Annotated in this window: 18 protein-coding genes; 5 read left to right on the top strand and 13 right to left on the bottom strand. The window is 61.1% G+C overall.

Translation table 11 applies throughout. The features are described from left to right. Nucleotides 1-20 precede the first annotated feature (20 nt). A complete protein-coding gene (gene treC, locus ACVWZP_RS26365) occupies nucleotides 21-1,667 on the bottom strand; it encodes an alpha,alpha-phosphotrehalase (RefSeq protein ID WP_457370262.1) in 1,647 nt (548 codons plus the stop codon). Between the two features lie 118 nt (nucleotides 1,668-1,785). After that, on the bottom strand, nucleotides 1,786-3,228 hold the full coding sequence (gene treP / locus ACVWZP_RS26360) for a PTS system trehalose-specific EIIBC component (protein WP_372812313.1): 1,443 nt from the start codon (nucleotides 3,226-3,228) through the stop codon (nucleotides 1,786-1,788). Nucleotides 3,229-3,467: 239 nt separating this feature from the next. Between treP and treR the strand changes: the two genes are divergently transcribed. Then, nucleotides 3,468-4,172 carry a trehalose operon repressor gene (treR, locus tag ACVWZP_RS26355; RefSeq protein WP_017846160.1) on the top strand — a complete coding sequence of 235 codons (705 nt, stop codon included), beginning with the start codon at nucleotides 3,468-3,470 and terminating at the stop codon, nucleotides 4,170-4,172. A 156-nt stretch (nucleotides 4,173-4,328) separates the two neighbouring features. On the opposite strand, the gene guaA is transcribed toward treR, so the two are convergent. The 4 genes from guaA to ACVWZP_RS26335 form a co-directional block, all read right to left on the bottom strand. Continuing rightward, a complete protein-coding gene (gene guaA / locus ACVWZP_RS26350) occupies nucleotides 4,329-5,906 on the bottom strand; it encodes a glutamine-hydrolyzing GMP synthase (RefSeq protein WP_046382186.1) in 1,578 nt (525 codons plus the stop codon). A gap of 82 nt (nucleotides 5,907-5,988) precedes the next feature. Further along, nucleotides 5,989-7,458 carry an IMP dehydrogenase gene (gene guaB / locus ACVWZP_RS26345; RefSeq protein WP_017846162.1) on the bottom strand — a complete coding sequence of 490 codons (1,470 nt, stop codon included), beginning with the start codon at nucleotides 7,456-7,458 and terminating at the stop codon, nucleotides 5,989-5,991. Between the two features lie 240 nt (nucleotides 7,459-7,698). Continuing rightward, entirely contained in the window at nucleotides 7,699-8,247 is a 549-nt protein-coding gene (locus ACVWZP_RS26340) for a hypothetical protein (RefSeq protein WP_017846163.1), read from the bottom strand. A gap of 136 nt (nucleotides 8,248-8,383) precedes the next feature. After that, entirely contained in the window at nucleotides 8,384-9,151 is a 768-nt protein-coding gene (locus ACVWZP_RS26335) for a sulfite exporter TauE/SafE family protein (RefSeq protein ID WP_046382185.1), read from the bottom strand. Between the two features lie 99 nt (nucleotides 9,152-9,250). Between ACVWZP_RS26335 and ACVWZP_RS26330 the strand changes: the two genes are divergently transcribed. The 4 genes from ACVWZP_RS26330 to leuA all read left to right on the top strand — a co-directional run bounded on the left by ACVWZP_RS26330 (nucleotide 9,251) and on the right by leuA (nucleotide 14,379). Next, nucleotides 9,251-10,141: a LysR family transcriptional regulator gene (locus ACVWZP_RS26330; RefSeq protein WP_457370261.1), complete on the top strand. Its 891-nt coding sequence runs from the start codon at nucleotides 9,251-9,253 to the stop codon at nucleotides 10,139-10,141. Nucleotides 10,142-10,171: 30 nt separating this feature from the next. Then, nucleotides 10,172-11,551, top strand: coding sequence for an exodeoxyribonuclease VII large subunit (gene xseA / locus ACVWZP_RS26325; protein WP_457370260.1), 1,380 nt, complete (start codon nucleotides 10,172-10,174; stop codon nucleotides 11,549-11,551). 3 nt (nucleotides 11,552-11,554) lie between these two features. Further along, nucleotides 11,555-12,376, top strand: coding sequence for a M23 family metallopeptidase (locus tag ACVWZP_RS26320; protein ID WP_017846167.1), 822 nt, complete (start codon nucleotides 11,555-11,557; stop codon nucleotides 12,374-12,376). A 323-nt stretch (nucleotides 12,377-12,699) separates the two neighbouring features. After that, nucleotides 12,700-14,379, top strand: a complete 1,680-nt coding sequence (gene leuA / locus ACVWZP_RS26315; protein WP_057004577.1) for a 2-isopropylmalate synthase — start codon at nucleotides 12,700-12,702, stop codon at nucleotides 14,377-14,379. A 171-nt stretch (nucleotides 14,380-14,550) separates the two neighbouring features. Here the strand turns inward: leuA and ACVWZP_RS26310 are convergent, their stop codons facing one another. The 7 genes from ACVWZP_RS26310 to ispG all read right to left on the bottom strand — a co-directional run bounded on the left by ACVWZP_RS26310 (nucleotide 14,551) and on the right by ispG (nucleotide 22,571). Then, on the bottom strand, nucleotides 14,551-15,342 hold the full coding sequence (locus tag ACVWZP_RS26310; RefSeq protein ID WP_457370259.1) for an amidohydrolase: 792 nt from the start codon (nucleotides 15,340-15,342) through the stop codon (nucleotides 14,551-14,553). Beyond that, a complete protein-coding gene (locus ACVWZP_RS26305) occupies nucleotides 15,330-16,478 on the bottom strand; it encodes a pyridoxal phosphate-dependent aminotransferase (protein WP_057004578.1) in 1,149 nt (382 codons plus the stop codon). Before ACVWZP_RS26305 ends, ACVWZP_RS26310 begins: the two co-directional genes overlap by 13 nt. A gap of 114 nt (nucleotides 16,479-16,592) precedes the next feature. Next, nucleotides 16,593-18,062 carry a ribosome biogenesis GTPase Der gene (gene der, locus ACVWZP_RS26300; protein WP_017846171.1) on the bottom strand — a complete coding sequence of 490 codons (1,470 nt, stop codon included), beginning with the start codon at nucleotides 18,060-18,062 and terminating at the stop codon, nucleotides 16,593-16,595. 259 nt (nucleotides 18,063-18,321) lie between these two features. After that, nucleotides 18,322-19,473 carry an outer membrane protein assembly factor BamB gene (gene bamB, locus ACVWZP_RS26295; RefSeq protein ID WP_104904504.1) on the bottom strand — a complete coding sequence of 384 codons (1,152 nt, stop codon included), beginning with the start codon at nucleotides 19,471-19,473 and terminating at the stop codon, nucleotides 18,322-18,324. Further along, a complete protein-coding gene (locus ACVWZP_RS26290; RefSeq protein ID WP_046382180.1) occupies nucleotides 19,466-20,107 on the bottom strand; it encodes a YfgM family protein in 642 nt (213 codons plus the stop codon). Before ACVWZP_RS26290 ends, bamB begins: the two co-directional genes overlap by 8 nt. 41 nt (nucleotides 20,108-20,148) lie before the next feature. Next, nucleotides 20,149-21,438, bottom strand: coding sequence for a histidine--tRNA ligase (gene hisS / locus ACVWZP_RS26285; RefSeq protein ID WP_457370258.1), 1,290 nt, complete (start codon nucleotides 21,436-21,438; stop codon nucleotides 20,149-20,151). Nucleotides 21,439-21,461: 23 nt separating this feature from the next. After that, nucleotides 21,462-22,571 (bottom strand): flavodoxin-dependent (E)-4-hydroxy-3-methylbut-2-enyl-diphosphate synthase, encoded by a 1,110-nt coding sequence (ispG, locus tag ACVWZP_RS26280; protein WP_017846175.1) that lies wholly within the window; start codon nucleotides 22,569-22,571, stop codon nucleotides 21,462-21,464. Between the last annotated feature and the right edge of the window lies 1 nt (nucleotide 22,572).

Genomic DNA, 22,572 nt, shown 5'->3' with positions numbered 1-22,572 from the left:
TTGCAACGACGTTCCAGCCGTCAGTCCTTGAGGTGCAGCACAAAGGATTCGTAAGGCCGCAACAGCAGCGGGCCCGTGCTGACCTGGCAAGCGGGGTAGTTGCTGATCAGCAGGCGTTGTCGGGTAGCGGCGTTGAGGACGTGATCGGGCAGCTGGATTTCGCAGGGTTTGCCGTAGAAGTTGTTCAGCACCAGCAGGCGCTCGCCATGGCCTTCGCGCAGGTAGGCCCAGACCTGGAGGTGGCCCAGCAACAGTTCGCGGTAAACGCCGTCTTGAATCAGCGGCTCCTGGCGACGCAAGGCGATCAGGCTGCGGTAGTGATGCAGCACCGAATCCGGGTCATCCCGTTGGCTGTCGACGTTGATCTGCGCCGCGTTGGCCGGGATGCCGATCCACGGTTCGCCGCTGCTGAAACCGGCATGCTGGCGAGCATTCCACTGCATCGGCGTGCGCCCGTTGTCCCGCGACTTCTGCATAATCGCCGCCATGCTCGACGCCTCGGACTCACCGGCATCGCGCTTGAGGCGGTAGATGTTGAGGGTTTCGACATCGCGGTACTGCTCGATCGTGTCGAAGCCCGGATTGGTCATGCCCAACTCCTCGCCCTGGTACACATACGGCGTGCCCTGCAGGAAGTGCAGCGCCGTGGCGAGCATCTTGGCCGAGACCACACGATGCTCACCGTCATCCCCAAAGCGCGAGACCACCCGTGGCTGGTCGTGGTTACACCAGAACAGCGCGTTCCAACCGCCGCCGGCCTGCATGCCCAGTTGCCAGTCGGAAAAGATCTGCTTGAGCTGCAGGAAATCGAAGTCGGCCTTCACCCACTTCTGCAGGTTCGGGTAGTCGACTTTCAGGTGGTGGAAGTTGAAGGTCATCGACAGTTCTTTGGACTCCGGCCGCGAGTAGCGGATGCAGTGTTCCAGGCTGGTGGATGACATCTCGCCGACGTTGATCAGGTCATGGCCTGCGAAGACTTCGCGGTACATTTCCTGCAGGTACGCGTGTACGTTCGGACCGTCGGTGTAGAAACGCCGACCGTCGCTGGCGTCCTCGGGGAAATCGGCGGGCTTGGAGATCAGGTTGATCACATCCAGGCGGAAACCGCCGACGCCTTTGTCGCGCCAGAAACGCATCAGCTTGAACACCTCGGCGCGCACCTTGGGGTTGTCCCAATTCAGGTCGGCCTGGGTGTGATCGAACAGGTGCAGGAAGTACTGGCCGGTTTGCGCTTCGTATTCCCAGGCCGAGCCGCCGAATTTGGATTCCCAGTTGTTCGGCTGGTCGCGCCAGATGTAAAAGTCACGGTACGGGTTGTCGAGGCTGCTGCGCGCCTGCTGGAACCACTCGTGCTCGATGGAGGTGTGGTTGACCACGATGTCGAGCATCAACTTGATGCCGCGCTTGGCCGCTTCACTGATCAGTTGGTCGCAATCGGCCATGGTCCCGTAGCTCGGGTCGATGGCGTAGTAGTCGCTGATGTCGTAGCCGTTGTCGCGCTGCGGCGAGCGCAGGAACGGGGTGATCCACAGGCAGTCGACGCCCAGCCATTGCAGGTAGTCGAGTTTGTCCACGATACCCAGCAGGTCACCGGTGGCGTTACCCGCGTGGCTGTGAAAGCTTTTGGGGTAGATCTGGTAGATCACCGAGTGTTGCCAGTTTTGCATGGTGGGTTCCTTCAGTAAAATTGTGTACCCGCCGCTCGGGCCTCATCGGGAGCAAGCCCCCTCCCACAGGGGGAACGCATTCAACTGTGGGAGCGGGCTTGCTCGCGAACGCGGTAATTCAGGCAACGCGATACCCAGGCCGCACGATCTTCATGCTCAATGCACAGGTCAGAACAAACGGCACGACCATCGCGATGACCATCCCGATCACAAACATCGGGATGGCATGCGGCACGATCGAGATAAACCCGGGCAAGCCGCCGACCCCGATGGCCGAGGCCTGCACCTTGTTCAGCGACAGGAAAATGCTGCCCAGTGCCGAGCCCAGCAGCGCGGCATAAAACGGGAACTTGAAGCGCAGGTTCACGCCGAACATCGCCGGTTCAGTGATGCCGAAATACGCGGAGACAGCGGAAGTCGAGGCCATGCTTTTGTCCCGCGCATTGCGCGCCATGTAGAACACCGCCAGCGCGGCGCTGCCCTGGGCCAGGTTGGACATGACGATCATCGGCCAGATAAACGTGCCGCCCTGGGTGGAGATCAGTTGCAGGTCCACCGCCAGGAACATGTGGTGCATGCCGGTGATCACCAGCGGCGCATACAACAGGCCGAAAATCGCTCCGCCGAGCATCGGCGCCAGGTCAAACAGGGTGACCACGCCCTGGGTGATCAGGATGCCGAGGTGACGGGTCACCGGGCCGATGATCGCCAGCGCGAGCACGCCGGTGACGACGATGGTGGTGATCGGCACGATCAACAGTTGGATGGCATTCGGCACTCGCGCGCGCAGCCATTTCTCGATGACGCTCATCACATACGCCGCCATCAGGATCGGCAGGATCTGCCCCTGGTAGCCGACTTTCTCGATCTTGAACCATCCGAAAATATCGAAGTACGGCAGGCTCTGGCCATCGAGGCCGGCCACCGCCTTGCCGTAGTTCCACGCGTTGAGCAGGTCCGGGTGGACCAGCATCAGGCCAAGCACGATGCCGAGGATTTCACTGCCGCCAAAACGCTTGGCCGCCGACCAGCCCACCAGCGCCGGCAGGAACACGAACGAGGTGTTGGCCATCAGGTTGATCAGGCTCCACAGGCCATCCAGGTTCGGGTAGGCCTCCAGCAGCGTCTTGCCCTCGATGAACATGCCCTTGGCGCCCATCAGGTTGTTCACGCCCATCAACAGGCCGGCGATGATCAACGCGGGCAGGATCGGCATGAACACATCGGAGAACACCCGCACCAGACGCTGCATGGCGTTGGTCTTGTCGGCGCCCTTCTTCTTGACGTCGGCGATGGTGGCGGCGGCGAGGCCGGTCTGTTCGCGCAGGGCGGCGTAGACCTTTTCCACTTCGCCAGGGCCGATCACCACCTGGAACAGGCCACCGGTAAAGAACGAGCCCTTGACCAGGTCGACTTGGTTCAACGCGCTGCCGTTGACCAGGCTCGGGTCCTTGAGCGCCAGGCGCAGGCGGGTCACGCAATGGGCGGCTTGCTCAAGATTGTCGCGGCCCCCGAGGTGCTCGAGAATTTCGCGGGCGATGTTCGAATAGTCGTGGCTCATGCTTGGTTTCCACTTTGATTTTTTTATTTGGGGGGGCAGTCATTGGCAGCACGCCGAAGGCAAAAGTACTCGTACAGACGAGTTAAAGCAACAACTCGTCTGTACGAGTTACATATTGTCTATTTTTTCTGGATCAGGCCCCGCCACAGCCCACAGATTTCCATGGGCCCAATGGACAAACCCCAGCCGTGCCACTAAGGTTCCTGCCTTGAACGCAAACGCGGCACAGAGCCATCCCCATGAGCAAATACAACCAGATCTATACCGATCTGCTTGCCAACATCACCACCGAACGCCTGCAACGCGGCACCCGTCTTCCCTCTGAAACCGAACTGATGGATGCCTACCAGGCCAGTCGTGGCACCGTGCGGCGGGCCATCGAGCAGCTGCAGGAGCGTGGGTTTGCGCAGAAAATCCATGGCAAAGGCACGTTTGTGTTATCGCCCAACCCCATCGAGTTCCAACTGGGCGGCATCGTCAGCTTCCACGAAACCCACGCCGACCTGGGCGATGACGTCCACACCGACGTCGTCGAATTCACCCAGTTCCCGCTGGAAGGCTCACTGCTGCAGCATATCGAGGCCGAACCCGGCACCCTGATCACCCGCATCAAACGGGTGCGGCGCATCGGCGGCAAACGGGTGATCCTCGACATCAACCACTTCGTCGCCGACCTGATCCCCGGCCTGGACCGCACCATCGCCGAGCAGTCGATCTACGCCTTCATCGAACAGACGTTGCAACTGCACATCAGCTACGCCCAACGCACCATCGAAGCCCTGCCCCGCGGCAAAGACGACCAGGCACACCTCGATCTCGAGGGGCAAAGCCATGTGATCGTGGTAAGCAACCAGACGTTTCTGCAGGACGGGCGGCAGTTTGAGTACACCGAGTCGCGGCATACGTTGGATAAGTTCTACTTTTCGGATATTGCGCGGCGCTAAGGCCGAGCGAAGCTCAAACGTAGCCGCGGGCCGCTATCGCGAGCAAGCCCGCTCCCACACTTTTGCTGCGGCGTTTGATTTATCGTGTTTCAGATGCGCAGAACCCCGGCACATGGCCGGGGTTCTGTTATTCAGCATCCACCTGCTAGGGCAGGATCATTCCCACTCAATCGTCGCCGGCGGCTTGCTCGACACGTCATACGTCACGCGCGAGATGCCTTCGATTTCATTGATGATACGGCCGCTGACGGTTTCCAGCAGTTCGTAAGGCAGGTGTGCCCAACGGGCGGTCATGAAGTCGATGGTTTCCACCGCACGCAGGGCCACGACCCAGGCGTAACGACGGCCGTCGCCGACCACGCCCACCGATTTCACCGGTTGGAACACTACGAACGCCTGGCTGACTTTGTGATACCAGTCGGCCTTGCGCAGTTCTTCGATGAAGATGTGGTCGGCGCGACGCAGCAGGTCGGCGTATTCCTTCTTCACTTCACCGAGGATCCGCACGCCCAGGCCCGGGCCCGGGAATGGGTGGCGGTAGACCATGTCGTAGGGCAGGCCCAGTTCCAGGCCGAGACGGCGGACTTCGTCCTTGAACAGCTCACGCAGCGGTTCGACCAGCTTGAGGTTCATTTCCTCGGGCAGGCCACCCACGTTGTGGTGGGACTTGATCACGTGGGCCTTGCCGCTCTTGGCGCCGGCCGACTCGATCACGTCGGGGTAGATGGTGCCCTGGGCGAGGTACTTGATGTTGTCCAGTTTGTTGGACTGGGCATCGAATACGTCGATGAAGGTGCGGCCGATGATCTTGCGCTTCTTCTCCGGGTCGGACTCGCCGGCCAGGTTGTTCAGGAACTGATCTTCAGCGTTGGCGCGGATCACCTTGACGCCCATGTTCTCGGCGAACATGGCCATCACTTGCTCGCCTTCGTGCAGGCGCAGCAGGCCGTTGTCGACGAATACGCAGGTCAGTTGGTCGCCAATGGCCTTGTGCAGCAGCGCGGCAACCACGGAGGAGTCAACGCCGCCGGACAGGCCGAGCAGGACGTTGTCGGTGCCGACCTGGGCACGCACGTTGGCGATGGCGTCTTCAGCGATTTTCGACGGAGTCCACAGGGCTTCACACTCGCAGATGTCGAGGATGAAACGCGACAGGATGCGCCCGCCTTGCTTGGTGTGAGTCACTTCCGGGTGGAACTGCACGCCGTAGTAACCACGCTCGTCGTTGAACATACCGGCGATCGGGCAGCTCGGGGTGCTGGCCAGGATGTGGAAGTCTTGCGGCATCTTGGTGACTTTGTCACCGTGGCTCATCCACACGTCGAGGCCGAACAGGCCGTCGGCGTCGACGTGGTCTTCGATGCCGTCCAACAGGCGGCTCTTGCCGACCACGTCGACACGGGCATAACCGAATTCACGCAGCTCGGAACCTTCAACCTTGCCGCCCAACTGCTCGGCCATGGTCTGCATGCCGTAGCAGATACCGAACACGGGCACGCCCAGGTCGAATACGGCTTGCGGGCAGCGCGGGCTGTTGGCTTCGTGTACCGACTCGGGGCCGCCGGCGAGGATGACGCCTTTCGGTGCGAATTCGCGGATCGCTGCGTCGTCCATGTCGAACGGATGCAGTTCGCAGTACACGCCGATTTCACGCACGCGACGGGCGATCAGTTGGGTGTACTGGGAACCGAAATCGAGGATCAGGATACGGTGGGCGTGAATGTCGAGGGCCATGAGATCAGTCTCGTCTAATGAATCAGAAACAACTCGGGGCTGAATAAGACAGCCCCGGTTACTTAACTTTATGCTGGAAGCCTCAACCTACGCGGTAGTTTGGCGCTTCCTTGGTGATCTGCACGTCATGGACGTGGGATTCGGCCATACCGGCGCCGGTGATCCGCACGAACTCTGGCTTGGTACGCATTTCGTCGATGTTGGCGCTACCGGTGTAGCCCATCGAGGAACGCAGGCCGCCCATCAGTTGATGGATGATCGCGCTCAGGGTGCCTTTGTACGGCACACGGCCTTCGATGCCTTCCGGAACGAGTTTCTCGGCGCCTGCCGAAGAGTCCTGGAAGTAACGGTCGGAAGAACCTTGCGCCTGGGACATGGCGCCCAGCGAACCCATGCCGCGGTAAGCCTTGTACGAACGACCCTGGAACAGTTCGATCTCGCCCGGGGCTTCTTCAGTACCGGCGAACATCGAGCCCATCATCACGCAGGAAGCACCGGCGACGATGGCCTTGGACAGGTCACCGGAGAACCGGATACCGCCGTCGGCGATCAACGGAACGCCCGTGCCTTCGAGGGCCTCGGCGACGTTGGCGATGGCGCTGATTTGCGGCACGCCCACACCGGCGACGATACGCGTGGTGCAGATCGAGCCAGGGCCGATACCGACCTTGACCGCATCCGCGCCCGCTTCGGCCAGGGCCTTGGCGGCAGCGCCGGTGGCGATGTTGCCGCCGATCACCTGGACTTCAGGGAAATTCTGTTTGACCCAGCGAACGCGGTCGATCACGCCCTTGGAGTGACCGTGGGCGGTGTCGACCACCACCACGTCCACACCGGCAGCAACCAGGGCCGCTACGCGATCACCGGTGTCTTTACCGGTGCCGACTGCCGCGCCGACGCGCAGACGACCTTGGTCATCCTTGCTGGCCAGCGGGTAAGCCTTGGCTTTTTCGATGTCGTTGACGGTCATCATGCCCTTGAGGGCGAATTTGTCGTCGACGATCAGCACGCGCTCGATGCGGTGCTTGTGCAGCAATTCGCGCACGTCGTTCTTGTTGGCGCCTTCCTTGACCGTGACCAGACGCTCTTTAGGCGTCATCACTTCGCGGACGGTGACTTCAAGACGGTTCTCGAAACGCACGTCACGGGAGGTGACGATGCCGACGAGGTCGCCATTGTGCAGCACCGGCACGCCGGAGATGTTGTGCAGGCGGGTCAGTTCGAACAGGTCGCGCACGGTGGCGTCAGCGTCGATGGTGATCGGATCTTTCACCACCCCGGCTTCATAACGCTTGACCTTGCGCACTTCGGCAGCTTGCTGCTCGACGGTCATGTTCTTGTGGATGATGCCGATACCGCCTTCCTGAGCCATGGCGATGGCCAGACGGGCTTCGGTGACGGTATCCATGGCAGCGGAAACCAGGGGAATATTCAGCTCGATGCCACGGGTTAGGCGGGTCTTGAGACTGACTTCGTTAGGAAGCACCTCGGAATAACCGGGCACTAGGAGAATGTCGTCGAATGTCAGAGCTTCTTGGCTGATACGCAGCATCGCGGGGGCTCCCGAGCGGGAAAATGGAAGCGCGCCATTATACTCAGACACCCCTCAGGTCTCAACGTAAAACTCTGACAAACTTGGTAATACTGATAGATGGAGAAAAGATGCTGCTTTTCTGTAGGAGCGAGCTTGCTCGCGAAGAACACCAAGACACCGCGTTCAACCAGACTACCCGGATTATCGTTGACGGTTTTCGCGAGCAAGCTCGCTCCTACAAAGGGTTGAGCTTGCAGCCTACAACTCGACTTTGACCCAACTGATCTTCTGGTCCAACCAATCGGCAAATTCGTCGATAAAGCTCTGCTTGAACCCCGCCTCCGCCCAGTTGTTGAAGATGAATCCGAGGTTGGAAAACCCACATTCCTGCAGGAACAGAAAACCGTTGATGTCATCCTCATGCCCACACAGCGGGCAGGTGAAGTTGTCGGTGTGGCCGGGCATCCACTCTTCCAGGCTGTCGAACAGCGCCTCGCCGATTTCCTTGAGGCATTCCGGGCAGCCGGCTTCTTCGAGAAAACCCTTGGCCGGTGTATAGATGCAACGCTTGTAGATGATTTCCAGGCCATTGACGGGTTCGTTGAACGGCAGCGCATCCGGGTGCAGCACCACGGCGCGGGCGCCGTCGGCCAGGGCGTAGGCCATGCGGTTGCCGGTGCGCCCGCAGGTGGTCAGCTCTTCCTTGATGATGTTCTTGCGCACCAGCCAGCGCACGATCGCCCGGGCACGGGGTTCGTGGACGGGCAAGGTGGAGATTTTCGGGACAAGGATGCTTTGGGAATTCATGGGAGCCCTGCGGTATGACGTCTGGCGCCGTCGCGGGCAAGCCCGGCTCCCACCTTGCAATGCGATCGACTGTGGGAGCGGACTTGCTCGCGAAGAAGCCCTGAAGGCAGGCAGCTTAATCCCTGCCCGACACAGGTCAAGTACTCAGGTACCGCCCAATCAAGGCAATGCCACTGGCCAGCACCAGCCACGTGACCAATCGCACAAACGCCTCACGGGACATGCGCAACGTCAGCCGCCGCCCACACCACAACCCCAGGGCCATCGCCGGCAGCAGGCAAACCGCCAGCAGCAACAGCGGCATGTCGGCATACACCCCGGCGATCAGGAACAGACTCAGGCGCACCACGGTGCTGCAACTGATCAACGCGCTTTGCGTGGCGCGCGCAGCGTCCTTGGGCAAACGACTGCTCAAGTAGATCGCATATAGAAAGCCGCCACTGCCGAACAACGCACCGAACAAACCGCCGACGGTGCCCATGGGAACCGCCCAGCCCGCCGCCAGTTGCGCCGGCCGGGCCTTCACCGCCAAGGTGTAAATCGCGTAGGCGCTGATAAACAGCCCCATCAACAACAGCAACAGATCCGAATGCAGGTTGAGCAAAAACACCACGCCCAGGGTGCAACCGATCGCCATGCACGGCAGCAGTCGCAACAGCTCCGGCTTGTTCACATCCCGTCGCGATTGCAGCAGGTTGCCGAAGGCCGCGATAAAATCCAGCAACACCAGCAGCGGGATGATCTTCGACAGCGGCATGAACATAAGCAGGATCGGCCCCGCCACCAGCGCCGTACCGAACCCGGCGATGCCAAACACGATATAGGCCACGGCAACGCCCAGGCCGATCACCAGCCAATCTGTACCGCCAAACGACCACTGACTCATCAGCTCAACCGGGCTCATGGGTAATTCCTTGAAAGAGATGTCCATCACTTTAGCCATCGGTGAGAGTTGCGACTAATATCTTCAAAGCCCTCCACCCATCTCGAAAAGGCATGACGTGTGATTTCCACCCGCCAACTGCGCTACTTCGTCGAAATCGCCGACAGCGGCAGCTTCAGCGCCGCCGCCGAGCGCCTGTTTGTCGCGCAATCGGCCCTGAGCCGGCAGATCAAAGAACTGGAAAACCAACTGCACACGCCATTGTTCGAACGCACCGCGCGCCAGCCTCGGCTGACCGCCGCCGGTGAAGCCTTCTACCCGCGGGCGCGCAACCTGCTGAGTGAACTGCACAAGGCCAGCGAGATGGCGACGCAAGTGGGTAACGGCCAGGTCGGCACCCTGCGCTTGAGCCATTCGAGCACCGTGCCGATGAGCGGCGCGCTGCTGCGCGGCATCAGCACCTGGCTGGAGCGCTGCCCCGGCGTATCGATGGATATCGCCAAACTGTCCTCCGAAGCCCAACTCGAAGAAATTGCCGACGGTCGCCTGGACGTCGGCCTACTGCGCCTGCCGGTGCTACGCCAGCGCGAAGGCGTGCGTGTGCTGCCTTTATACAGTGAGCAGTTACTGCTGGCCGTACCGCCGAACCACGCGCTAGCCCGCTGCCAGGCACCGGTCGAATTGGCCCAACTCAAGGACGAAGCGTTTATCTCGGTCCCCCACCCCCAGCGCGGCGGGCTGAGCTATCTGTCGGCCGAGTTGTGCATGCGTGCCGGATTTTTCCCCAAGGCCGCACGGGTCATGTCGCGCAAGACCACGCAGTTGCAGTTGATCCAGGCCGGCTTCGGTATTGCCTTGTTACCAAAATCGATGCAGGACATCGCCCCGGCCGCCGTGCATTTTTTACCCCTGGCCGACCCGGACTGCCTGAGTACCGTGGCCCTGGCCTGCCCGCACACACCGAGCGCGTTGGTGGAGCAATTCTGCCAAACCTTGCGCGAATGCCTATAAACTGCCGCCCATGATTAAAGATCCCTCTCCATGATTAAAGATCCGTTCGCCCGCCTGGGCCTGGACCGCGAGGTCCTGACTGTCAGCCAACTCAACGGCCGTGCGCGGGTGTTGCTGGAAGACGTGTTCACCAATATCTGGGTCGAAGGCGAGATCTCCAACCTCGCCCGCCCGGCGTCCGGCCATGTGTACTTCACCCTCAAGGACAGCGGCGCCCAAGTGCGTTGCGCGCTGTTCCGGCAAAACGCCGCGCGGGTGCGCCAGGCCTTGAAGGACGGCCTGGCGGTGAAAGTGCGCGGCAAGGTCTCGCTGTTCGAGGGCCGTGGCGACTATCAACTGATCCTCGACACCGTCGAGCCCGCCGGCGATGGCGCGCTGCGCCTGGCCTTCGATGCGCTGAAGGAAAAACTCAGCGCCGAAGGCCTGTTCAGCGCCGACCGCAAGGTGGCGTTGCCGGCCCATCCGCAGCGCATCGGCATTATCAGCTCGCCGACCGGCGCGGTGATCCGCGACATCATCAGCGTGTTCCGCCGCCGCGCGCCGCAGGTGCAGCTCACCTTGATCCCCACGGCCGTACAAGGTCGCGAAGCGGTGGCGCAGATCGTGCGTGCGCTGAAGCTGGCCGATGCGCGTGGCTTCGACGCATTGATCCTGGCCCGTGGCGGCGGCTCGCTGGAAGACCTCTGGTGCTTCAACGAAGAAGCCTTGGCCCGCGCGGTGGATGCGTGCGTGACGCCGATCGTCAGCGCCATCGGCCATGAGACTGATGTGTCGATCAGCGACTTTGTCGCCGACGTGCGCGCGCCGACACCGTCTGCCGCCGCAGAACTGCTGGCTCCGGACGCCAGCAACCTGGTGCGCCAGGTCGACAGCCTGCACCGCCGCTTGGTGATGCTGATGCGCAACCGGCTAAGCCACGACCGCCTGCGCCTCGAAGGCATGGCCCGCCGCCTGCGCCACCCCGGCGAACGTCTGCGCCAACAGGCCCAGCGCCTGGACGACCTGGACATGCGCCTGCGCCGCGCCTTCGAACGCAGCCTCAATACCCGCCGCGAACGCTTGATCCGCCTGGAAACCCGCCTCGCCGGCCAACACCCCGGGCGCCAACTGGCCTTGCTGCGCCAACGCCTGGACAGCCTCGCCGAACGCCTGCCCCGCGCCATGCGCGAAGGCCTCAAGGCGCGCCGCCTGCAACTGCAAAGCCAGGTGCAGACGCTGCAAGTGGTCAGCCCGCTGGCGACTCTCGGCCGCGGCTACAGCATCCTGCTCGACGAGCGCGGCCAGGCGATTCGCAATGCCGCGCAGACCCACACCGGCCAGCGCCTGACTGCGCGCCTCGGTGAAGGCCAATTGCAAGTGCGGGTGGAAGACAACCACCTGACACCCGTCACCCTTTCGTTATTGGATTGATCGATGCCACGTTTTTTCAGCCTGTTGATGCTGCTGTGCCTGACCGTCAACGCCCACGCCGACAGCTTCATCATCCGGGCCTTGAACAAGCCGGTGCCCGGCGGTGTGGCCGTCGTCGACCTGGGCCCCGCGGCGGCCGCGCCGAAAGCCACCTACCAGGGCAAGCCGGTCCTGGTGGTCAAGGAGCAGGCCAACTGGCTGGCGATTGTCGGCATTCCGTTGACGGTCAAACCGGGCAACGAACGCATCAGCAGCGGCGGGCGCAACCTGCCGTTTATCGTCGGCTACAAGCAGTACCCGGAACAGCGCATCACCCTGAAGAACAAAAGCCAGGTCAACCCCGCGCCGGCGCAACTCAAACGCATCGAGGCCGAGCTGGCGGTGCAGATCAAGGCTTACCGCCGTTTCAGCCCTAACCTGCCAAGCAACCTGCTGCTGGACAAACCGGTCAACGGCCCACTGTCGAGCAAGTTCGGCGTGCGTCGCTTCTTCAACGGCGAAGAACGCAATCCGCATTCAGGCCTGGATTTCGCCGTCCCCGCCGGCACACCGATCAAGACCCCGGCGGCGGGCAAGGTGATCCTGACCGGCAACTACTTCTTCAACGGCAACACCGTGTTCGTCGACCACGGCCAGGGCTTTATCAGCATGTTCTGCCATATGTCGAAGATCGATGTCAGTGCGGGCCAGCAACTGGCACGCGGCGCGGTGGTGGGCAAGGTCGGCGCGACGGGTCGCGCGACCGGGCCGCATATGCACTGGAATGTCAGCCTGAACGATGCACGGGTGGATCCCGCGATCTTTATCGGCGCATTTCAACCTTGACCGACTCGATTGCGCAGCCGATAGAGGCTGCGCAATTAAAACCAGCCTCAGACTATTTACCAAGCATAAAATCTCGTTTCCTACGCCCACAGAAGAACTTATCTCAATTTTTCTGGACTACTTGCCATCTTTCACCCCGGCGGTTAGGGTTGAACTTATGAAAACCTCTCACACACTCATTTTGCTCCGCCAGCACCGCAGTCTGTGCCTTGTCAGCGCACGACTGCCAGGCTGAATCGATCTGCCTCGTCCCTTGTTTTATACCCCATAACAGTTTTCCGGCAGGCCGCCCTTTTTCGGCCCCTCCACCAAAGGATTTCCCGATGAGCATGCTCAAAGACCCGTCTTCGAAGTACCGCGCGTTTCCGACCATCGATATTCCGGACCGCACCTGGCCGTCGAAAACCATCACCACCGCGCCGATCTGGTGCAGCTCCGACCTGCGTGATGGCAACCAGTCGCTGATCGAACCGATGGATGCAGTGAAAAAACTGCGCTTCTGGAAGACCCTGGTCGCCGTCGGCGTGAAGGAAATCGAAGCCTCGTTCCCGGCCGCTTCGCAAACCGACTTCGACTTCGTCCGCACCCTGATCGAAGGCAACCACATCCCCGAGGACACCACCATCCAGGTGCTGACCCAGGGCCGTGAAGACTTGATCGAGCGCACCTTCGAATCCCTGCGCGGCGCGAAAAAAGCCATCGTCCACCTGTACAACGCTACCTCGCCGTCCTTCCGTCGCATCGTGTTCAACCAGGACAAGGACGGGATCAAGGCCATCGCGGTCAACGCGGCCAAGCTGTTCGTCAAATACGCCGCCCAGCAGCCGGAAACCCAGTGGACGTTCGAATACTCGCCAGAGACCTTCAGCGCCACCGAGCTGGAATTCGCCAAGGAAGTGTGTGACGCAGTGATCGAGGTGTGGAACCCGACGCCCGAGCACAAGATGATCCTCAACCTGCCGGCCACCGTTGAATGCGCCACGCCGAACATCTATGCCGACCAGATCGAGTGGTTCGGTCGTCATGTCAACCGTCGTGACAGCGTGATCATCAGCCTGCACACCCACAACGACCGTGGCACCGGTGTAGCCGCCACCGAATTGGGCCTGATGGCCGGCGCCGACCGTGTCGAAGGCTGCCTGTTCGGCAACGGCGAGCGTACCGGTAACGTCGACCTGGTCAACGTGGCGTTGAACCTCTACACCCAGGGCGTGAACCCTGAGCTGGACTTCTCCGACATCGATGGCGTGCGCAAAGTGGTCGAGGAATGCAACCAGATCCAGGTGCATCCACGTCACCCGTATGTCGGCGACCTGGTACACACCGCATTCTCCGGCTCCCACCAGGACGCAATCCGCAAGGGCTTCGCCCAGCAGAAACCCGACGCCCTGTGGGAAGTGCCGTACTTGCCGATCGACCCGGCCGACATCGGCCGCAGCTACGAGGCGGTGATCCGGGTGAACAGCCAGTCGGGCAAAGGCGGCATCGCCTACCTGCTGGAGCAGGAATACGGCATCAGCTTGCCGCGTCGCATGCAGATCGAGTTCAGCCAAGTGGTTCAGGCCGAAACCGACCGCGTGGGCCTGGAGATGAGCGCTTCGCAGATTCACGCGCTGTTGCAGCGTGAATACCTGCAAGCCAACACGCCCTACGCGCTGGTCAGCCATCGTCTGCAGGAAGAAAACGGTAACAGCACCGTGGAAGTGGAAGTCTCGGGCAAAGGCCAGGGCGAAACCAACCTGCGCTGGCACGGCAAGGGCAACGGCGCGCTCGAAGCCCTGGTCGCCAGCCTGCCGATTGGCGTGGAAATCATGGACTACAACGAACACGCGATCGGTGCCGGCACCAACGCCAAGGCTGCGGCCTACATCGAGCTGCGAGTGAACGGTGAGCGTCCGGTGCATGGCGTGGGCATTGATGAAAACTTCACCACGGCCAGCTTCAAGGCGGTATTCAGCGCCCTGAACCGCTCGTTGAGCCATTTGGAAGCAAAAGCGGCGTAAACAACCGAGCGCTGACATGCAAAAGGCCCCTGGGTGAGAACTCAGGGGCCTTTTTTGTTGGGCTTTGGATGTGTGTGGTCTGTTGGGGCCTCATCGCGGGCAAGCCCACTCCCACATTTTGACCGTGTTCGGCTCGAATGTGGGAGTGGGCTTGCCCGCGATAGCGGTCTGTCAGACAAACTGAAAAGTATCGGCATCCAGGTTCGCCGGAAATTTGCTGCGGTAAGCCGCCAATTCATCCGCTTTGAGGCACACCGTAAACACCCCGTCCGCCTCCCCCGCACTCAACAGGCTCTCACCCTGGAAGTCCAGCACCTGGCTATCCCCGGTATAAGCGAAGCCTTTGCCGTCGGTACCCACCCGATTCACCGCCGCCACATAACACAGGTTCTCGATCGCCCGCGCCGGCAACAACCGGTTCCAATGCTGGCGTCGCGCCCCCGGCCAGTTGGCCGTGTACAGCAGCAGGTCGGTATCCTGGGCGTCACGACTCCACACCGGAAAGCGCAGGTCGTAGCAAATCAATGGGCGAATACGCCAGCCCTTTATCTCGAACAGCACCTGGCGCTCGCCGGGCGTGTAGTGATTGTGCTCGCCGGCCATGCGGAACAGGTGGCGCTTATCGTAATGCAGCACCTCGCCATCCGGCCGCGCCCATAACAGGCGGTTGCGGTGGCTGCCGTCGGCGGCCTGGATGATCACACTGCCGGTGATCACCGCGTTGTACTTCGCCGCCTGGCTCTGGAGCCAGCGATGGGTCGGGCCATTTTCCGGTTCGGCCTGGGTGGCCGAGTCCATGGAGAAACCGGTGGTGAACATCTCCGGCAGGATGATCAGGTCAGCGCCACGGGCCTGTTCCAGCAACAGTTCGAAGTGATCGAAGTTGGCCTGGCGGTTGTGCCAGGCCAGGCTGGTCTGGACCAGGGCGACGTTCAGGTCGGGTAGTGCATTCAGATCACGCATAGTTTCTCAGCTGCTTGTTGCAGCGTCTCCTCGCGTTTGGCAAAGCACAGGCGCACCAGGCGCTGGCCTTGGGGTGGATGCTGGTAGAACACCGAAACCGGGATCGTCGCTACGCCATGCTCGCGGGTCATCCACAACGACATGGCGACGTCATCCAGGTCTGGGCGAATCGCTGAATAATCCACCAGTTGGAAGTAAGTACCGGTGACCCGGGTAAAGCTGAAACGCGACGGCGTCAACAGGTCGCAGAACAGGTCGCGCTTGGCCTGGTAAAAGGCCGGCAGTTCTTCGACGTGTTCCGGGTGTTCGGCCATGAAGTCTGCCAACGCGTACTGCAGCGGGGTCACGCCGCAGAAGTTGACATATTGATGCACCTTGCGCAATTCGACGGTCAGTGCCGGTGGCGCGACCACGTAGCCGGTTTTCCAGCCGGTGACGTGATAGGTCTTGCCGAAGGAACTGACCACGAACGCACGTTGATACAGTTCTTCGTGGGCCAGCACGCTGACATGAGGCACACCGTCAAACACCAGATGTTCGTAGACCTCATCGCTGACCAGGTAAATATCGCGGTCGCGGATCAAGGCCGCCAACAGGTCCAGCTCGGCACGGCTGATCAGTGCGCCGGTGGGGTTATGCGGCGTGTTCAGGATGATCATGCGCGTGCGCGCAGACAACGCCGCCTGGATCTTTTCAAAGTCGAGGCTGAAGTTTTCCAGGTTCAGTTGCACATGCACGCAGCGACCGCCGGCCAACTCGACCGAAGGCTCATAGCTGTCGTAGCACGGGTCGAACACGATGACCTCATCGCCGCTGCGGATCACCGCCTGGATCGCGCAGAAGATCGCCGCCGTGGCTCCGGGCGTGATCGTCACTTCGCTGTCGGGGCTGACCGTGGCGCCATAGCTGCGCGCGATCTTGGCCGCCACTTGCTGGCGCAGGGCTGGCAGGCCGGTCATCGGTGCGTATTGGTTATGGCCGCTGGCGACATGCTTGCCCACGGCATCGAGCAAACCCTGCGGGCCATTGAAGTCAGGGAAGCCCTGGGACAGGTTGAGCGCGCCGGTTTCGGCAGCGAGTTGCGACATGGTGGTGAAAATGGTCGTGCCGACATTTGGCAGCTTGCTGTTGATCATCGGAGGCCCCTGCAGGTGAACCCCAAGTTTTAAGCTGCCAACTGCATCGGGTCAAGGCGCAAACCACCGCGCACAAAAAAGGGCCCGTAAAGAGCCCTTTTTGCGAGGTCGGAATCAGCGCTTGTCGCGGCGCTTCTTGTCGGCCTTCTTGTGGTGAGTCATCAAACGACGCTTCTTGTTCACCTGACGGTCAGTCAGTGTGTTCTTGTTGCCTTCGTATGGGTTCTCGCCACCCTTGAACTCGATGCGGATCGGCGTACCGACCAGCTTCAAGACACGGCGGTAGGTGTTTTCCAGGTAACGCACGTAGGATTTAGGCACCTTCTCGATCTGGTTACCGTGGATCACGATAATCGGCGGGTTGGCACCACCCAAGTGGGCGTAACGCAGTTTGATCCGGCGGTTGTTGACCATCGGCGGTGCGTGCTCGCCGACCGCGTCTTCGAGGATCTGAGTCAGACGGTTGGTCGGCCAGCGGGTGACCGCGGACTTGAACGAGTTCTGTACGGACGCGTAGAGGTTGCCCACGCCGGTACCGTGCAGTGCCGAGATAAAGTGGATATCGGCGAACTCGACGAAGAACAGACGACGCTGCAGTTCGATCTTGACGAAATCGCGCTCGCTCGGCGTCATGCCGTCCCACTTGTTGATCGCGATCACCAGCGCCCGACCAGCCTCGAGGGCGAAGCCCAGCAGGTTGAGGTCGTGGTCCACCACGCCTTCGCGGGCGTCCATCACGAAGATCACCACGTTGGCGTCTTTGATCGCCTGCAGGGTTTTCACCACGGAGAACTTTTCAACTTCCTCGTGGATCTTGCCGCGCTTGCGCACACCGGCGGTGTCGATCAGCGTGTACTTCTCGTCGTTACGCTCGAACGGGATGTAGATACTGTCGCGAGTAGTGCCGGGCTGGTCATACACGATGACCCGGTCTTCACCGAGCATACGGTTGACCAGGGTCGACTTGCCGACGTTGGGACGGCCGATGATGGCGATCTTGATACCGTCTTTTTCGCTCGGGCCCGGAATGCGCTTGGCTTCCTCACCTTCGGCGACGACCTCTTCTTCGCCCTCTTCTTCCTCGGCGTCATCCTTAGGGAAGTCGCGCAGGGCGATTTCCAACATCTGGGTGATGCCGCGACCGTGGGCACCGGCGATCGGGATCGCGTCGCCCAGGCCCATCGGGCTGAATTCGGCACGGGCCATTTCAGGATCGATGTTGTCGATCTTGTTGGCGACCACGTAGGAACGCTTGTTGCGCTTGCGCAGGTGCTCGCCGATCATCTGGTCGGCAGCGGTGTAGCCCGCGCGGGCGTCCACCAGGAACAACACGACATCGGCTTCTTCAATGGCCAGCAGCGACTGCTCGGCCATCTTTTCGTCCATGCCATGCTCGTCACCGGAGATACCACCGGTGTCGACAATAATGTAGGAGCGCCCTTGCCACTTTGCCTCACCGTATTGGCGATCACGGGTCAGACCGGACAAGTCGCCGACAATGGCGTCGCGAGTCCTGGTCAGGCGGTTGAACAAGGTGGACTTGCCGACGTTAGGTCGGCCCACCAGGGCGATTACGGGAACCATGCGGCTCTCCACTTCGTTATTTCAGAAAATACAAAAGCCGCTGCAAGGCAGCGGCTGGTGCTCGGGGCGGCATTTGAAATGCCACATACCCTGCCCGACACTGGTTCCTGTAGGAGCGAGCTTGCTCGCGAAAAACCTGAGGACGCCGCGTTTATCCAGAAACCCGCGTGAGCGTTGACGTCCTTCGCGAGCAAGCTCGCTCCTACATTAAGCAATGAAGCAGGGCCGCCTGGGGGTAACCCCAAGCATAGTCAAACCTTTACTTGATGGTCAGGGCTTCCAGCTTGCCGCTGTTGCCAAACACATAAAGCATGTTACCCACGACCAGCGGACGCGCACGCAGGCCGTCGCTGTCGATGCGCTCGCGACCCACAAAGCGACCGTCTACCTGGCTCAGCAGGTGCAGGTAGCCTTCGAAGTCGCCTACCACTACGTAGCTGGAGAACACTTCCGGTGCCGACAGTTGACGGCGGGCCAGAGAGTCGTTGCTCCACAGCGCAGTGGTGGAACGTTCGTCGACACTTTCAACGGTGCCGGACGACAGGCTTACGTAGACGCTGCCAAACCCTTGGGCGACACCGGCGTAGCTGGAAGCATCACGCTGCCAGTTGACGCGGCCGCTTTGCAGGTCCAGTGCCGCGACACGGCCCTGGTAGGTAGCGACGTAGAGGGTTTCGCCGGACAGCAGCAAGCCACCGTCGATGTCGACGACACGATCCAGTTCCGAACGACCTTGCGGGATCGCCACACGCGTTTCCCAGATCGGCACGCCGTTCTGGGTATTCAGGGCGACCACTTTACCGGTCGACAGGCCCGCAACGGCCAGATTATTGGTCACAACCGGACCACTGGTACCGCGCAGGGTCAGCACCGCAGGGGTGCTGTCGTACAACCAGCGCTGGGCGCCAGTGCTGGCGTCGAGGCCGATTACACGGTCGTCCTGGGTTTGCACCACGACGATGTCGCCGTTGGTGGCAGGCGGTGCGAGAACTTCACTGGTCACGCGAGCGCGCCATTTCTCTTCACCGGTGCTGGAGTCCAGCGCCACGACTTCGCCCTTGAGCGTGCCGAGCATGACCATGCCGTAACCCACGCCGACGGCGCCGGATACAGGCAGTTCGAGGTCTTTCTTCCACTTCACGTCGCCGTTCATGCGATCCATGGAGATCACCACGCCGGTCACGTCAGCGGCCACAATGTTGTCACCGTCGATTGCCGGTACCAACATGTTGTAGGTTTCGCCCTGACCGTCACCGATGGAGCGGCTCCACTGCTTTTGCAGGACCACTTCTTCCTTGAAGCTGGTCAGCTCGGCCGGAGGCAGTTCTTTTTTACTGTTGCTGCTGCAACCCGCGGCCAGAACGGCCAGAGCCAGCAATGCTGCATGTTTCCAACGGATCACGTCACGCATCCCCTTTGGCCAAGTCGTCGAGCTTGATTTGTAAGCCACCGACCGCCGCTTCATCAGACAGCGCCGCCTTGGCTTTTTTGTACGCAGCATTGGCTTCGTCGGTACGACCCAATTGGACCAACAGGTCACCCTTGAGCTCTTCGCGAGTGGCTACAAATGCCTTGTCAGCGTCGCCGTCGAGCAGTTTGAGTGCTTCGTCGGCCTTGTTCTGTGCCGCCAATACCTGAGCCAGGCGCTGACGTGCGATTTCACCCAGGGTCGGGTTGGTCGGCTTGTCGGCGATGGCCTTCAGTTCGGCGACGGCGTCATCCAGCTTGCCGGTGTCGACCGCGACTTTCGCGACGAACAGGCTACCGTATTGGGCGTAGGTGCTACCGCCAAATTCGCTCTTGAGCTTGCCGGCCAGGTCTGCCACTTGCGCAGGATCGGGCTTGCCGCTCGGCGTCAGCGTGCTTTCCAGCAATTGCTGATAGAGGATCGAGGCGCCTTGGGACTGGTTGGCCTGATACTTGTGCCAGGCTTGCCAGCCGAACACCACCACTAAAGCCAGCAGGCCGCCGGTAACCAGGGGCTTGCCGTTACGCTGCCACCAGTCCTTGAACTCGGCCAGCTGCTCATCATCAGTACTCGACACCCCAACACTCCTTAATCGCTAAATTCGGCTGTTCGACAGCTTCAACCCTGCACGACGCAGGTGGCCAAGTGCGCGGCGAGCGCATCAAAGGCAATGTTCTGTTGCTCGCCCTGGCCACGCAGGGGTTTGAAACCTATCACTTGCTGGGCCAATTCGTCATCGCCGAGGATCAGTGCGTACAGCGCACCGCTCTTGTCGGCCTTCTTGAACTGGCTCTTGAAGCTGCCGGCGCCGGCATTGATCTGCAGGCGCAGGTTCGGCAACTGGTCGCGCACTTTTTCGCTCAGGGCCAGGGCAGCCAGTTCGGCGGCCTCGCCAAAGGCGCACAGGTACACATCCACCTGACGGGAGATTTCTTCCGGAACCTGTTCCAGGGTTTCCAGCAGCAGGATCAGGCGCTCGATACCCATGGCAAAACCCACGCCGGGGGTCGGCTTGCCGCCCATCTGCTCGACCAGGCCATCATAACGGCCACCGGCACACACGGTGCCCTGGGCGCCGAGCTTGTCGGTGACCCACTCGAACACGGTCTTGCTGTAGTAATCGAGGCCGCGCACCAGTTTCGGGTTGATCACGTAAGGAATCCCGACGGCTTCCAGGCGCGCCTTGAGCCCCTCGAAGTGGGTGCGGGATTCGTCGTCCAGGTAATCGGCCATCTTCGGCGCATTGACCAGCACGGCCTGCGTGTCGGCGTTCTTGGTATCGAGGACGCGCAACGGGTTGGTTTTCAGACGGCGCTGGCTGTCTTCGTCCAACTTGTCCAGGTGGGCAGACAGGTACTCGACCAGGGCGATGCGATATCGGCCCCGGGACTCACTGGTGCCCAGGCTGTTGAGTTCAAGCTTGACCGCATCGCGGATGCCCAGCAGGCCCCACAGGCGCCAGGTCAGCACGATCAGTTCGGCGTCGATGTCCGGACCGTCGAGGTTGAACACTTCCAGGCCGATCTGGTGGAACTGGCGATAACGGCCTTTCTGCGGGCGCTCGTGGCGGAACATCGGCCCGATGTACCACAGCTTCTGCGGCTGGCCACCGCCGGTGAGGCCATGCTCGAGCACGGCGCGCACGCACGCGGCGGTGCCTTCCGGACGCAAGGTCAGGGAATCACCGTTGCGGTCTTCGAAGGTGTACATCTCTTTTTCAACGATGTCGGTCACTTCACCGATGGAACGCTTGAACAGCTCGGTGAACTCGACGATCGGCATACGGATCTGTTTGTAACCGTAGTTATCCAGCAGACGCGCAACGGTGTTCTCGAAGTAGCGCCACAGCGGCGTCTGCTCCGGAAGGATGTCGTTCATGCCACGAATGGCTTGCAGAGACTTGCTCACATCTATTCCTTAAATTCGCTGGATCAGCCGCGCGCGATAACTGCAGCGTCAGCCTCGACCTTTTCGGCCGCTTTCTGGCGGATCAGTCTTTCGAGCTCATCCACCAGATTGTCATTCGTCAGTTTCTGCGACGGCTTGCCGTCGATGTAAATCAGGTTCGGCGTACCGCCGGTCAAGCCGATATGGGCTTCCTTGGCTTCACCCGGGCCGTTGACCACACAACCGATTACCGCGACATCCAGCGGCACCAGCAGGTCTTCGAGGCGCCCTTCCAGTTCGTTCATGGTTTTCACCACGTCGAAGTTCTGCCGCGAGCAGCTCGGGCAGGCAATGAAGTTGATGCCACGGGAACGCAAATGCAGGGATTTGAGAATGTCGTAACCGACCTTCACTTCCTCTACCGGGTCTGCCGCCAGGGAGATGCGGATAGTATCGCCAATCCCTTCGGCGAGCAGCATACCGAGACCCACCGCAGATTTCACTGTGCCTGAGCGCAAACCGCCCGCTTCAGTGATACCCAGGTGCAGCGGCTGCACGATTTCCTTGGCCAGCAGGCGGTAGGCTTCTACCGCCATGAACACGTCGGAGGCCTTTACGCTGACCTTGAAGTCCTGGAAGTTCAGACGCTCAAGGTGTTCAACGTGGCGCAGCGCCGATTCAACCAGCGCGGCCGGGGTCGGCTCGCCGTATTTTTTTTGCAGGTCTTTTTCCAGGGAACCGGCGTTGACGCCGATGCGGATCGGAATCCCGCGATCACGGGCAGCATCCACCACTGCGCGCACACGGTCTTCGCGACCGATGTTGCCCGGGTTGATGCGCAGGCAATCGACGCCCAGTTCGGCCACGCGCAAAGCGATCCGGTAGTCGAAGTGGATGTCGGCAACCAGCGGCACCTTGACCAGTTGCTTGATGCGGCCGAAGGCTTCGGCGGCATCCATATCCGGTACGGAAACCCGCACGATGTCGACGCCGGCGGCTTCCAGACGGTTGATCTGGGCGACGGTGGCAGCGACATCGTTAGTGTCGCTGTTGGTCATGCTCTGTACCGCGATGGGGGCGTCGCCACCCACCGGCACCGAGCCGACCCAGATCTTGCGCGATACGCGACGTTTGATTGGAGATTCGCCGTGCATG

The sequence above is a fragment of the Pseudomonas sp. TE36184 genome, assembly GCF_054060055.1.
This window is presented reverse-complemented; position numbering and strand designations above follow the sequence as displayed.